Raw genomic sequence first — 13,778 nt, 5'->3', positions numbered from 1 at the left:
CTCCATAAATCGTAGACTCTCTGATAAGGAAAAACTTAATCGAAATGAAAAAGATAGAATCTATTTCATCGTTTGACAAGATCAAGCTGTTGGCAGACTCCCGCCGCATGGACATTCTCCGTCTGTTGATGGCTTCTCCCGCCACGCTCACGCATCTCGCACGGACCTTGAAGCAGTCTCCCGCGTGGATACGTCATCATATTCTGACGCTTGAATCCGCTGGGTTGGTCGAAGTCAGTGAGGTTCGCCAGACGGGCAAGGTGACTGAAAAATTCTATCGCGCCAAAGCAGATGCGTTGTTCTTACAGGAAGTTATTCTCCCTAAAACAAAAAAGCCTGCCGTCATTTTCTCAGGCAGTCATGACCTTGCGTTGGAAGGCATCGCAGAACATCTTGAGAAGCATGTCACTTTGTTGAGTATGCCTGTCGGCTCGCTCGATGGACTTGTCAATCTCCGTCAGGGACTTTGCCAGATCAGCGGCTCACATCTGTTGGATGTAACGGGGGAGTACAACACGCCATTCGTCCGTCATTTGTTCCCAGATCGTGATGTGGAAATTGTCACGTTGGCGCATCGCACACAGGGGTTGATGTTGGCAGGAGGAAACCCAAAGGGCATAAAAAGAATCTCGGACGTGGCCAAGCCGAATGTTCGATTTGTGAACCGTAATGCGGGGTCAGGGACTCGTCTATGGTTTGATGCTGAAATCCGCAGACTCAAAATCCCAGCTGAAAATATCAACGGCTATGATAAGGAAGTGAAAACACACACCGAAGCGGCTGATTTGATCGTTGCGAATAAAGCGGATGCAGCGCTTGGTCTCCAAGCCGCCGCGCATCAGAATGGTCTTGAGTTTATTCCGTTATTTGAAGAACGCTATGATCTCGTTTTGCCGCGTGTGAATGAAAGTATTCTCACACCAGTTCTTGATTATTTGCAGACATCAACCTTCCGTAACTCGCTTGCAGTGTTGACGGGGTATAACACTGCGCACAGCGGAGAGCAAATTTCATTGTAGGAGAAAAGAATGAGAAATCGTTTGTCTTTGTTATTTAGTTTGTTGATCGTTTTTATGTTGACTGTTGGTGCCTGTGCACCTGCCGCTACACCAGTGCCAACGGAACCACCTACAACTGTAGCTCCAACAGAAGCGCCAACGGCCATTCCAACTGATACGTCTGTTCCTGCACCGCCGGTACCCGCCAACCCCACATTGATCCTTGCAACGACAACATCCACACAAGACTCGGGATTGCTCGATGTGTTGATTCCGCTTTTTGAAAAAGAGACAGGCTATACGGTCCAGACTGTGGCGGTGGGTTCAGGGCAAGCCATGCAGATGGGGCAGGAAGGCAACGCCGATGTGTTGTTGGTCCATTCGCCGTCTGCTGAAAAGCAATTCATGACCGATGGTTGGGGCAAGGATCGTACGCTTGTCATGCACAACGACTTTATCATCGTTGGGCCGTCGGCTGATCCTGCCAAGATCAAAGGCCTTTCGACTGTCGATGCATTCAAAGCAATTGCAACCGCTGAGACAATTTTCATTGCGCGTGCTGATAAATCAGGCACCAGTACAAAGGAGCTTGGCTTATGGAAGAAGGCTGAGCTTGACCCCGCTACTACAAAACCTGCCTGGTATCTTGAAACGGGTCAGGGCATGGGGGCATCGTTGACGATCGCTTCTGAGAAGGCTGGCTATACTTTGACAGACCGTGCGACTTTCCTTGCCAACAAGGCCAACCTGCAACTTGAAATTTTAATGGAAGGCGATAACTCGTTGTTGAACGTATATCATGTCATCACGGTCAATAATGACAAATGGCCAAAGATCAATTACGATGGCGCTATAGCATTTTACAAATTCATGACCGAACTATCCACACAGGATGTCATTGGCAAATTTGGCGTCGATACATACGGACAACAACTCTTTATCCCTGATGCCGATAAGACCGATGCAGACTTGGGCTTATAGTTTTACGAACAGGCGGTTGCAACAACCGCCTGTTTTGTTTATGGGGAAATAAGATAATAATTCACCTTGTCAGATCGTTGAAAGGCATATATACTCACTCAGTGAGTATATATGCCTAAAAAAGATCATCATACCGGTAACCTCTCTCCAGAATTTGCATTGCTTGGATTCCTGATCGCAGGTGCGAGTCATGGCTATGAACTGCATCAACAACTTACTATTGAGTTGGGTCACGTCTGGCATCTAAGTCAGAGTCAGGCGTATGCCATCTTGAAACGGTTGGAACAACGTGGCGATATTACTTCCCAAATCGTTGAACAGGAAAAACTTCCTGCACGCCAGAAGTTGCGTATCACTGCGCAGGGACGCCAGCGTTTTTTTGAATGGCTTGAGTTGGGGCTTGCCACGAATTCTCGTGCCATCCGCCTTGAGTTCCTCACGCGCCTGTATTTCACTCAACTCCATAGACCTGAAAATATCTCACTGATCTACAATGCACAATTGGCCGAGATCGAATCGGTCATTGAGCGTCTCGAAAGTCTGCTCGAAAATCTACCCCCTGAACAAACCTTTAATCATTTAAGCCTTGACCTTCGCCTTCAGCAGATGCGGCTTATCCAAAACTGGATGGCTGAGATCAGGACTCAATTCCGCATTTCAAGGAGATGAAGATGAAACGTTTACTATCCCTATTATTTGTATTTGCTGTGTTTATAGCAGGATGTGCACCAGCCGCCACGCCGACTGCGGTTCTGACACAGCCTCCTGCAACTGAGGCTCTGTCCCTCGCACCAACTGCGATTCCTTCTACGGTGACGCCTGAATCACGTACCCTGACAGTTTTCGCCGCCGCATCCCTTACCAGTGCGTTCACGGAGATTGGCAAAAATTTCGAAGTCGCCAATCCCGGCGTGACTGTGACCTTTAACTTTGCAGGTTCACAGGCCTTGCGTACCCAGATCGAGGAAGGTGCGCCTGCGGATGTTTTTGCTTCTGCCAACAAAACAGAAATGGAGAATTTGATCACAAGCACATTTGTTGCTCAGGATGCATCGCAAATTTTCCTCAACAATAAACTCGTAGTCATTCTGCCAGCAGATAATCCTGCCGCGTTAGAGCAACTCGAAGACCTTGCCAAGCCGGGCATCAAACTCGTTTTGGCGGCAGAGGAAGTACCTGTCGGCAAGTACGCGCGTCAATCACTGGATGCAATGAATGGTCAGTTCGGAAGCGATTTCAAGGATAAGGTGTTGGCGAATGTTGTTTCGAATGAAGATAATGTCAAGCAAGTGGTCGCCAAAGTCCAGCTCGGAGAAGTGGATGCGGGCATCGTGTATACTTCGGATGCAGTCGCAGCCCCTGAGTTGAAGCCCATTGAAATCCCTGCAGAGTTGAATGTGGTTGCTAAATATCCCATCGCTCCCTTGATGAAATCTACCAACACGGATCTTGCGACAGCCTTCATCGAATATGTCCTTTCACCTGATGGCCAGGCTGTTCTGCAAAAATGGGGATTTGCCCCCGCTCGATAGACGTATCTAGAAAGATAAGTCGCGGGAGCAAACCTCCCGCGACTTTTTAATCGTATGAGCAGACTCAAACATCTTTTCAGCAGATCCCTTCATGACGGTCATTTAAGCTGGCTGTTCATTATTCCAAGTTTCATATTACTAGCGCTATTTGTCCTTCCCTTGGTTGCTGTTTTTGTGCGTTCATTCGACGAGAACTTTTTTTCGAATGCATTTTCAGAACAGGCTTTCAAGGCTCTGCGTTTGAGCTTGATGACAAGCTCGATCACAACCGTTATCACGATCATACTCGGTACGCCTTTTGCGTACACATTGGCACGTTCGAAATTTAGATTTAAATTGTGGCTTGAATTGTTCATCGATCTGCCGATTGTTCTACCGCCATCTGTTGCGGGGTTGGCTTTATTGATTGCGTTCGGGCGCAGAGGGCTATTTGGTTCGGCATTAAGCGTTTTGGGGATTAGCCTTCCTTTTACTACGACAGCGGTTGTCCTCGCGCAGATTTTTGTGGCGGCACCACTATATGTGAGGTCTGCCCGCGTGGGCTTCTCGGAAATCGAAAAGCAACTCGAAGAAGCCGCACATGTGGAGGGGGCGAATCAATGGCAATTGTTTTACGAAGTCATGTTCCCTTTGGCAGGACGAGCATTGCTTAGCGGTGCGATCCTTACCTGGACTCGGGCGTTGGGGGAGTTTGGGGCAACGATCCTATTCGCTGGGAATTTGGAAGGGGTTACACAAACAATGCCCATGGCGATTTATCTCGGTTTTGAACGTAACCTTGAAACGGCTTTGGCGTTATCCGTAGTCTTGATACTCGTTTCAGTTTCCCTACTCCTGCTTACTAAACGATTGGAAAAACGCGACCAGGATTAACGTCATATTCAACCATGCCTTGATACTCTTGCCTTGTATAATCAGAAGCAGTATTCAAGGACAACCATGCTCTTCGACCCTGAAGTCTGGCAAATCACCTCACTCTCATTACAAGTCTCAGCGATTGCGACAGGCATCAGCTTGTTGATCGGTTTGCCATTTGGCACTTGGTTGGCGCTCGGTAACTTTCGTGGGCGTTCTTTGATATTGAGCATCATCAATACTGGCATGGCTTTGCCTCCCGTAGTGGTCGGGCTCGTGGTGGCGATGATGCTTTGGCGAAGCGGTCCGTTGGGGGATTTGCGTTTGATCTATACCCCTTGGGCGATCATTATCGCGCAGACGGTTATCTCTGCACCGGTTGTCACTGGATTGACTGCCGCTGCGCTCGAAGCTTTGGATCCACGTTTACAACAACAGTTACTTGGCCTCGGCGCCTCACGCGGACAAATGGTCTGGTACCTGTGGCGGGAAGCTCGACTTCCACTGTTGGCTGCGTTGATGGCAGGTTTCGGTTCTGTGATTTCCGAGGTCGGTGCTTCTATGATGGTGGGAGGTAACATCCGTGGGCAGACGCGTGTTTTGACTACTGCGATTGTCCTTGAGACAGGTAAAGGTGAGTTCGATAAAGCCTTAGCGTTAAGCGCTTTGTTATTGGTCATAACATACCTCATCAATCTTGCGCTGACCTTGATCCAACAGCGGGGGCAGAGAAAATAATGATGAAGAGTGAAGGCGGAATGATGAATAGTTTCATCGAAATTGAGAACCTTCAGATCCAACGCAATGGGCGTATGGTTCTTGATGTAAATCAGCTTTCGATTCAACGCGGCGAAACACTGACCGTTGTTGGCCCGAACGGTGCGGGGAAGAGTACCCTTTTGCTGGCATTGGCTCATTTACTTAAGCCTACGCGAGGTGATATTCAATTTGATGGTAAGTCTGTCACACACTGGAACGACCTAGAATATAGAAGGAAAATATCGTTTGTGTTTCAGGCTCCATTGTTGATGGATATGTCTGTGGAGCAGAATGTTGCGTTGGGGTTGAGGTTTCGGGGTGTCTCGAAAGAAGAGATTCAAGAGCGGGTGGGTAGGTGGATCAAGGCTATGGGGATAGAGTCGCTTTCGCAACGCAGAGCCAGCCAACTGTCAGGGGGAGAGGCGCAGAGAGTCAGTCTCGCGAGAGCTTTTGTACTGGAACCTGAACTATTGTTGCTCGATGAGCCGTTTGCGGCGCTTGATCCGCCCACGCGCGCAAAGCTACAGGATGATCTGATCGCAATATTGGCGGAGGATCATCGCACGGCAGTCTTTGTCACGCATAATTTGAATGAGGCGGCGAAGTTAAGCCATCGTATTGCAGTGGTCGTGGACGGGATGTTGCGGCAGGTCGGGACGGTACGAGAGATCAAGGAGTATCCTGCAGATGAGACCGTGCGGGCGTTTTTAGAAGAGTTAGTATAGACCTCCGAGTTCTTTAAGAACTCGGAGGTCTCGGTTATAATCTCGAAACTTCGGAGGCATTATGCTGAAAATCGAGATCGTTTACTGCGCGGTCTGACATTACACCGGTCGGGCCGTGAGCCTGATGGATGAGTTGTTGAAGAACTATGAGCATGTGATTGAGACGATCACGCTTGTGCCATCGGATGGTGGACGTTTTGAAGTGACTGTGAATGGAGATTTGATCTTTTCGAAGTCGCAGTTGAAAAGACACGCTGAGTCTGGGGAAGTGTTGGGCTTGGTGAGGAAGATCGTTGGAGAATAATATTCCGTTATTGCGAGCGATAGGGAGAGGTAATTCCTTATTTATATTAGAGATTGCTTCGTCGGGCTAATGCCCTCCTCGCAATGACAAAAATCTAAGAGGTTATGAATGGCTAAAAAAGGACGTGTATTTTCAGGGGCTCGACCGACAGGTCGTCAGCATTTGGGGAACTATCTGGGCGCGATCTCGAATTATGTTGCTTTGCAAGCGGACTATGATTGTGTGTACTGTATTGTAGATGTCCATGCGTTGACAACGGTTGAGACAACGCAGGATTTAAAACAAAATACTTTCGAGATGGCGATTGACTGGCTGGCGGCAGGGATTCGCCCTGAAGAAACGATTCTCTTCATCCAGTCACACGTTCCTGAAGTGATGGAGTTGCATACGTATCTTTCGATGGTCACATCACTAGGTAAATTGACCGATCTGCCTACCTTCAAAGAGAAGGTTGCTCAACATCCAGAGAATGTTAACTATGGTCTTGTTGGGTATCCCGTGTTGATGGCAGCCGATATTGTTTTATATAAAACTGACGTTGTTCCTGTGGGTATCGATCAGGCCCCTCATTTGGAGTTTACGCGTGAGATCGTACGTTCCTTCAATTATCGCTATAACACCAAGGCTTTGATCGAACCGCAAGTCAAACATACGGAGATCAAGAAGGTTCTTGGTATTGACGGTAAAGCCAAGATGGGCAAGAGTTTGAACAATCATATCGAACTCGCATCAACCGCAGAAGAGACTGCCGCCCGCGTCAAGGATATGGTTACCGACCCCGCGCGCTTGAGACGCACAGACCCCGGTAACCCCGATATTTGTAACGTCTTCTCGATGCATAAGATCTTTTCACCCGCTGAAGAAGTGGACATGATCAACAAGGAATGCCGCGTGGCTGGCATCGGATGCGTGGATTGTAAGAAACGTTTCGCTGCGAACCTGAACAAGAATCTTGAACCGTTCCGCGCCAAACGTTCTGAACTCGCGTCCAAGCCTGATTATGTGAACGATATTTTGAACGACGGCGGCAAACGCGCCCGCGTCATTGCACAACAGACAATGGTTGAAGTGCGCGAAGCGATGCAGTTGCCGTAAAAACCATTAACCACAAAGGACACGACGGACACAAAGAGTGTAAGCCCTTTGCAAAAATTCCTTCGTGACCTTTGTGTCCTTTGTGGTGAAAGAATGCGTGTCTTAATCCAACGAGTTTCCAAAGCCAGTGTAACAGTAGAAAAGCAGACCATTTCCAGTATCGGAAAGGGTCTGTTGATTCTATTGGGTATCGGTCACGGTGACGGGGAAGAGCAGGTGACGTTTCTTGCGGAGAAGACTGCTAACCTGCGTATCTTTGAAGATGAGCAAGGCAAAACGAATCTGTCCGTGTTGGATGTGAAAGGCGAAGCGATTGTCGTTTCGCAATTCACTCTTTATGCCGATGCCCGCAAGGGACGCCGTCCCTCTTTCACTGATGCCGCATTGCCCGAGGTTGCTGAACCATTGGTAAATCGATTTGTTGAACTCCTGCGCGGGCATGGCGTCCCAACACAGACGGGGAAATTTGGTGCACATATGGAAGTGGAAATCCATAACGATGGGCCGGTGACGATATGGCTGGAGAAATGAGACGAGGCAAGCCGAATATCTTGCAGAAACTGCTTCACCAGATCGTTTCGATCCGCCCGGTGAACGCTTTCTTTTCTACAAGAATGCATCGAATGGATTTCTTTCTTCTCAAGTTGACGGGCGGGAAATACACATTTGCTGAACTTGCAGGCTGGCCGATCATTCAGATCACAACCACCGGCGCAAAATCGGGACAAAAGCGAACCATGCCCTTGATCGCAAGCATGGATGGTAAGAAGATCATTTTGATCGCATCCAGCTTTGGGCGTGAGCATAATCCCGGCTGGTATTACAATCTTAAGGCGCATCCTGAGTGTGAGGTCGAATATAAAGGTAAGACGCTAGTGTACGCGGCACGAGAAGTTGACGGAGCCGAGTACGAAAAATATTGGCAGTTAGCTGTTTCAATTTATGCGGGGTACGAACGATACAAAAAATTTGCATCACATCGTCACATCCCCGTGATGTTGTTGGAGCCAAAGGAATAGTCTTTAAAAAGGATGGAGCCATGTCTACCCAAAACTCAAATCAGCCTGTCGTTGAATTGCGTGTTGCCGTTACGACCAGCGATTACCAGCGATTGGTGAAATTCTATTGTGATGGATTGGGGATCGAGCCTGCCGCGATCTGGAACAATGGCGATGGTCAGGCGCTGGTTCTGGATATGGGTAATGCCACGCTTGAGATTTTCGATGAACCGCAGGCTGAACTCATTGACCAGTTGGAAGTGGAAAAGCGAGTCAGTGGACAAATCCGTTTTGCGCTTCAAGTGCCTGATCTGCAATCCGCAATGGAACGTTTAATCGCAAATGGCGCCACGCTTGTGCATCCTCCCGTCATGACTCCCTGGGGCGACTACAATGTCCGCCTTCAAGACCCCGATGGAATGCAGATCACTTTGTTTCAGCCGAAGGAGAATCAAAGCTAAAAGCGGGATTCCATAACGCAGCATCCACCTGCACCGCCAATGCGCCGACCGAGAGCATCGCGTCGGCGTTTTCTTTTGTCCACACGCCGCCTGAGCCGATGATGGGGATGCCAAGTTTGACAGCATTGTTGACTGTGTCCAATGCTTGGGGAAACAAAGATGGTCCAGCGATTCTGCCTGTGACCAAGTGATCCGTCATCAATGCACCTCTTGGTGCGGCAATGCTGATCGCTTGTGCTCCATCCTGTACCAAGCGCGGACCCAAACTCAACACTTGCTCAACAGGCAATGAAAAGATCAACGGTATCTCACCCAAACACATTTCAAGCGTGAGCATCAAAATGTCATCTGCCAGCAGGGGAGCGAAGCCGAGTTCCACCGCCATCACGTTCTCAATCTCCTCCAACATGCGCACCATGTTCTGAGTCTCTTCGGGGCGGTCAGCCATGAGATGGACGATGACAGGCAAATCAGAACGAGTCCATTTGGCGGCATATTTTTTCAAGCCCGCTTTCAATCCAGGATTCGGCAAACCCGTGTGTAGCAGGAATCCGCCTGGGTATTCGATCACGGCTGGTTGGGACGTAGGCAGGCGCGGGCGCAGGGAGAACGGGTTCGTCACGAAGTCTCCCAACGTTCGGAAGTCGGGCGTGAATCCCAAAGATCCCGCCGCGTTCATAATTGGTTTGCTAAAATAAAGGTCACGTTTCATAAGGAGAACTATGCAATCGTTACATGGAATTCGTGTGCTTGATCTCAGTCGCGTGCTCGCTGGCCCCTATTGTACGATGGTTCTCGGCGATCTTGGTGCCGATGTTATAAAAGTTGAATCGCCCGATGGTGATGAAACGCGTGCGTGGGGGCCGCCGTTTGCGGAGGGGGAGAGCGCGTATTACCTGTGCGTCAATCGCAATAAGCGCAGTATTGTTGTGGATTTCAAAACGGCGGAGGGACGCGACATCTTGAGCCGACTCATCGCCCAAAGCGACGTTCTGGTCGAGAACTTTCGTCCTGGCTCCCTCGCCCGCTTCTCTCTGGACTTTGAGTCTGCTTCTGCTCTCAATCCGAATCTCATCTATTGCTCGATCAGCGGCTTCGGGCAAACGGGACCGTTGCGCGACAAGCCCGGTTACGACTTCATGATCCAAGCCATGGGCGGACTAATGAGCATCACCGGCGAACCCGATGGCGAACCGATGAAAGTCGGCGTGGCGGTAGCGGATTTGTTCGCCGGGCAGAACGCGGTCATTGCCATCCTCGCCGCGTTACAGGTACGAACCCAAACTGGCAAAGGACAACACCTCGACATTTCCTTGTTCGATTCGCAATTGAGTATGCTTGCCAATGTCGCAAGCAATTATCTGATCTCAGGCAACCTGCCCAAGCGATATGGTAACGCACACGCGAACATTGTCCCATATCAGAGTTTTCAAGCCAGTGACGGTTGGTTTGTCATCGCAGTAGGAAATGACAAACAGTTTGCGAAGATGTGTGATGTGATTGGTAAAGATGAATTGGTAAGTGATGCCCGCTTTGCGACAAACTCTGCCCGCGTACAAAACAGAGACGAGTTGATTCTTCTCCTCAAACCTATATTTGCAACAAAGACTGTGAACGAATGGCTTTCCCTGATCAGAGACGAATTCCCTTGTGGAGCGATCAATAACCTTGAGCAAGCCTTCTCCACGCCGCAAGTAGAGACGAGGGAGATGCTTGTCCACATGGAGCATCCCACCATTGGAGATTTGTCCCTCGTTGGCTCGCCACTCAAATTCAGCGATACGCCTGTTGAGTATAAATCCCCGCCACCGAGGTTGGGGGAGCATACGGAGGATGTGTTGAGGGAGTTGTTTGGGTAGATTTACTTTGTGGTGTCAACAATGTAAATGTCCGAATCGCTGACAAATGCAATGGATTTACCGTCGGGTGACCATAGTGCACTGCTTATAGTACCTGCCGAAGCTATTATTTGTTCCAGATTTTCCAATGCAGGGTAATCTATTTGCCATAGAATGTGATTCTCAGTGATAAAAATAAGTTTGTCCCCGTCTGGGTTCCAGGCAAGGTTGGTGATTTTGTATTGTGAGTCTTGATCCTTGAATGATAGCTCCCGGGATGACATTGTTTTAGCATTCCAGAAGATAAGTGCATTTTTATCCCTGGCAGGATACACAATTAAGTTTTCATTTGGATGCCACAAAAACTCTGCCTCATTTGGTGGGGCAATAGGCAAAGGGTGTAATTCCATATCGGTGATTGAAAAGATTTTGGCTTCTGTAGATTTGGTGTCCGAATCGTATATTTCAAACCATGTAAATCTACTGTCTGTCGACCACTCCATGTCTATATATGAGTATGGATTTGAGTGTGTAAAATGTTGTTTTTCGAAGGTGGTGAGGTTTACAAGATAACTTTCTTCGAAGCCTATGATCCATACGTGGCTCTTATCAGGTGAAACCTTGTTATACCGCCATGTCAAATCTGGTGAGATTCCTGCCTCCTCCCACAGATCATAAAAGAGCTTGGTAGCCGGGTCAAACAGCGGTTGATCTCTCACTGGACCATCGTCCACCGCCAGCCAGTGCACTAAAAAGTGTGTGTTATCTTGTACCCATTCACCTTGGTGGAACCACAATCCTCCATCATCTAAATGGTTTCCATTGGCATCTTGAAAATCAGATCTTTGAAAACGATGACTTGTTCCTTTCACAAGATCTGCATAGAAATAGCAACACCGATATATGCGTGTTTCATCTGATGTCCAGAAGGGTCTTGAAAGTATTGGTTCGTTATAATCTTCCAAATCCCAATTCAGGTCGATTTTCGTGTTGGTTAGCAAATCTACGATGATATTGTTATCTAGCAGTAATTTTGTCTTTCTCGGCGACACCCCTCCTAATTTTCCCTGGTAAATAGAGATTTTGGTTCCGTCAACAGAGTATGTGAATACTGCGGGTTCATTTTTATAAGTACCAGAGACGATGAGGATATTTAGCTCAGGTGACCAATATACGTCGTTACAAGTTGATCCTGACGATGTGTTTACAGATGGTAACCACATGGTTCTACTTTTCAAGTTAAGGACGACAGGTTGAGGAACCACATTAGTAAATCCCCAAATCCCCTCCGGACCGGGTTCTTGTCCTGCCCCGGGATAAAGAAGAATATGATTTTCATCAAGCCAAATATATTTGGGGCAGTAGTTGTACCAAATACTAGTTCCAAAACCATGCTCCCAACCTGTGATGCGTTGTGTGCTATACCCATTTACGTCAAGTGCTTGGACTGAAAAGGTATTACCAAGAAGTTCAGGTAATATAGCGGGATCAATGGTTGGAATCAAAGTAGGGAAAACATAGGGTCTGGGTGTAGATAGAACTGTGGCAGTTGCACTCGGGATGGATGTGGTGGTTGGAAACGGAGTTTTTGTTTCTGTAGGTTGAACGGCCGACGGTGTGACTTGCGACACCTGTCTGCATGCAATGATCAGCAGACATAAGGCAATGACAATGTTCGTTCTGAAATAAGTTTTCATGTTGACCCCTTTCCTTGAAAAGGTTAGTATCCTTTTAGATCACCAATTTATTATAGACAAATTAAATTCGTAGACAAGTGACTTTAGTAACTACCCTTGGAATTAAAAACCTCCCCAATACATGGGGAGGTTGTCGGGTTGAGTTGAATTACGCTGTTTCCACTAACCCCATCGCTTGCAACATGGTTTCGTTGCTGTCGAACTTGAAGGCTTCGAGTCCGCGTTTTTGGGCTTCGGCGATTTCGGCGGCTTCGAGCTTTTTGACGTCGTCTTTCAAGACGATCGGTTTGCCCAAGCCTTTGACCTTTGTTGCGACCGCCCCCGGGTTCGTTTCGATGGGTTGTTTGGTTTGCAGATATTGCATCACCGCTTTGGATGCGTTCGTGCCATCTTTGCGGGCATAACCAACCAACCCCGAGCTGGCCTTGCGCGACCAGCCTCCCACAAAGACATCTTCAAACATGGATTCATATGAGATATCGTCAATGGGGAAGCGTGGCGTTTGGGATTTGACGAACTCGTTCGATGCTGTCGGCAGACCGAATGACTCGTCCACTTTATCGCCGATGGCGAAGACCACCGTCTCTACCTCAAGCCGACGCTTGTTCCCGGTCCCTTTGGCTTTTGTGTCCCCGTCCTTTTCTACGAGGATGTTATCTTCGATCTCTAGATGAGTTAGTTTGCCATTTTCTCCGAGCATTTGCACCGGCGAGGCAAGGAATTCGAAACGGAATTTTGTATCAGAGACTTTGGGCAAGGCTTTCGGGAGAGCTTCCACAATCGAGGCCCGGGCAACTGCCGGGTCCTGATGAAGCGCCTGCATGATGGGAGTCACGCGCTCGATCTCAGAGTCCAACGCCGATAGATCAAGATTGGCGATGACGTATTCCATTTCCTTTTTATCGAATTTCACTTCGGCGGGCCCACGTCGTACAATGGCGATGACTTCGTCCACTTTTAGTTCGCGAGCGAGGTAGTGTGTGATATCGAGCATCACGTTGCCAGCGCCGATCACTGCACAACGTTTTCCAAAGTGGAATGGCTTCTGACTGTAGGGGGGGAGTTTGTTGTAGGAGTAAACAACATCTTTGGCGTGATAGACACCATCGAGGTCTTCGCCCGGCAAGCCAAGCCATTTGGTGCCTTGAGCTCCTGCTGTGGTAAGGATCGCTTGAAAGCCTAGTGCACGTAGATCGTCGAGACTCAAATCACCTTGTTCACCGATGGTGACGTTCCCGTAGTAATCAATGTTCGGAAGATCAAGCACCTGGCGGAACTGTTTCCGCAGGCCACTCTTCATGGTGTGTTTGTTGGGGTAGATCCCATATTCTGCGAGGCCGCCGGGTTTGAGATCGCGGTTGAACAACGCAACGCGTACACCTTGATTGGCTAGTTCGCGTGCGCCGAACAATCCTGTGGGTCCTGCACCTACAACGGCGACGAAGTATTGACTGGTCACAAAAAGCCTCCTTAAAAATACGGCAAATGATTTTCGATAAAAACTGTCAGATTATAGTCTCAATGTTTGACCACTA

At 48.5% G+C, this 13,778-nt stretch carries 16 protein-coding genes; 13 read left to right on the top strand and 3 right to left on the bottom strand.

Annotated elements, in window-relative coordinates; translation table 11 throughout:
* The first annotated feature begins 44 nt into the window (after positions 1-44).
* The 12 genes from IPP66_23040 to IPP66_22985 all read left to right on the top strand — a co-directional run bounded on the left by IPP66_23040 (position 45) and on the right by IPP66_22985 (position 8,708).
* Positions 45-1,019 (top strand): helix-turn-helix domain-containing protein, encoded by a 975-nt coding sequence (locus IPP66_23040; protein MBK9928154.1) that lies wholly within the window; start codon positions 45-47, stop codon positions 1,017-1,019.
* 9 nt (positions 1,020-1,028) lie between these two features.
* A complete protein-coding gene (locus tag IPP66_23035; protein ID MBK9928153.1) occupies positions 1,029-1,979 on the top strand; it encodes a substrate-binding domain-containing protein in 951 nt (316 codons plus the stop codon).
* A 111-nt stretch (positions 1,980-2,090) separates the two neighbouring features.
* Positions 2,091-2,648 (top strand): PadR family transcriptional regulator, encoded by a 558-nt coding sequence (locus tag IPP66_23030; GenBank protein ID MBK9928152.1) that lies wholly within the window; start codon positions 2,091-2,093, stop codon positions 2,646-2,648.
* On the top strand, positions 2,645-3,511 hold the full coding sequence (modA, locus tag IPP66_23025; GenBank protein ID MBK9928151.1) for a molybdate ABC transporter substrate-binding protein: 867 nt from the start codon (positions 2,645-2,647) through the stop codon (positions 3,509-3,511). Before IPP66_23030 ends, modA begins: the two co-directional genes overlap by 4 nt.
* Before the next feature lie 54 nt (positions 3,512-3,565).
* Positions 3,566-4,384 (top strand): molybdate ABC transporter permease subunit, encoded by an 819-nt coding sequence (gene modB / locus IPP66_23020; protein MBK9928150.1) that lies wholly within the window; start codon positions 3,566-3,568, stop codon positions 4,382-4,384.
* 66 nt (positions 4,385-4,450) lie between these two features.
* The gene (locus IPP66_23015) at positions 4,451-5,104 is read left to right on the top strand and encodes an ABC transporter permease (GenBank protein ID MBK9928149.1); all 654 of its coding nucleotides are present in this window, start codon (positions 4,451-4,453) and stop codon (positions 5,102-5,104) included.
* On the top strand, positions 5,104-5,850 hold the full coding sequence (locus tag IPP66_23010; GenBank protein MBK9928148.1) for an ATP-binding cassette domain-containing protein: 747 nt from the start codon (positions 5,104-5,106) through the stop codon (positions 5,848-5,850). The genes IPP66_23015 and IPP66_23010 overlap by 1 nt, the downstream gene beginning before the upstream one ends.
* A 115-nt stretch (positions 5,851-5,965) precedes the next feature.
* Positions 5,966-6,154 (top strand): Rdx family protein, encoded by a 189-nt coding sequence (locus tag IPP66_23005; protein ID MBK9928147.1) that lies wholly within the window; start codon positions 5,966-5,968, stop codon positions 6,152-6,154.
* A 108-nt stretch (positions 6,155-6,262) separates the two neighbouring features.
* Positions 6,263-7,249, top strand: a complete 987-nt coding sequence (gene trpS / locus IPP66_23000) for a tryptophan--tRNA ligase (GenBank protein ID MBK9928146.1) — start codon at positions 6,263-6,265, stop codon at positions 7,247-7,249.
* Between the two features lie 93 nt (positions 7,250-7,342).
* The gene (locus tag IPP66_22995; GenBank protein ID MBK9928145.1) at positions 7,343-7,780 is read left to right on the top strand and encodes a D-tyrosyl-tRNA(Tyr) deacylase; all 438 of its coding nucleotides are present in this window, start codon (positions 7,343-7,345) and stop codon (positions 7,778-7,780) included.
* Complete coding sequence (locus IPP66_22990) at positions 7,765-8,268, top strand: nitroreductase family deazaflavin-dependent oxidoreductase (protein ID MBK9928144.1); 504 nt, start codon at positions 7,765-7,767, stop codon at positions 8,266-8,268. The genes IPP66_22995 and IPP66_22990 overlap by 16 nt, the downstream gene beginning before the upstream one ends.
* Positions 8,269-8,288: 20 nt before the next feature.
* Positions 8,289-8,708, top strand: a complete 420-nt coding sequence (locus IPP66_22985; GenBank protein MBK9928143.1) for a VOC family protein — start codon at positions 8,289-8,291, stop codon at positions 8,706-8,708.
* On the opposite strand, the gene IPP66_22980 is transcribed toward IPP66_22985, so the two are convergent.
* On the bottom strand, positions 8,674-9,420 hold the full coding sequence (locus tag IPP66_22980; protein ID MBK9928142.1) for a nitronate monooxygenase: 747 nt from the start codon (positions 9,418-9,420) through the stop codon (positions 8,674-8,676). The genes IPP66_22985 and IPP66_22980 overlap by 35 nt on opposite strands.
* Positions 9,421-9,430: 10 nt before the next feature.
* Between IPP66_22980 and IPP66_22975 the strand changes: the two genes are divergently transcribed.
* Positions 9,431-10,567, top strand: coding sequence for a CoA transferase (locus tag IPP66_22975; protein MBK9928141.1), 1,137 nt, complete (start codon positions 9,431-9,433; stop codon positions 10,565-10,567).
* Between the two features lie 2 nt (positions 10,568-10,569).
* Here IPP66_22975 and IPP66_22970 read toward each other — a convergent pair whose 3' ends face one another.
* A complete protein-coding gene (locus tag IPP66_22970; GenBank protein MBK9928140.1) occupies positions 10,570-12,243 on the bottom strand; it encodes a PD40 domain-containing protein in 1,674 nt (557 codons plus the stop codon).
* 148 nt (positions 12,244-12,391) lie between these two features.
* The gene (locus IPP66_22965; GenBank protein ID MBK9928139.1) at positions 12,392-13,702 is read right to left on the bottom strand and encodes an FAD-dependent oxidoreductase; all 1,311 of its coding nucleotides are present in this window, start codon (positions 13,700-13,702) and stop codon (positions 12,392-12,394) included.
* Positions 13,703-13,778 lie beyond the last annotated feature (76 nt).

Source organism: Candidatus Defluviilinea proxima (assembly GCA_016721115.1).
Classification (GTDB): Bacteria; Chloroflexota; Anaerolineae; order Anaerolineales; family Villigracilaceae; genus Defluviilinea; species Defluviilinea proxima.
The sequence above is the reverse complement of the archived record's forward strand: the minus strand, read 5'-3'. Positions and strand labels throughout refer to the sequence as shown.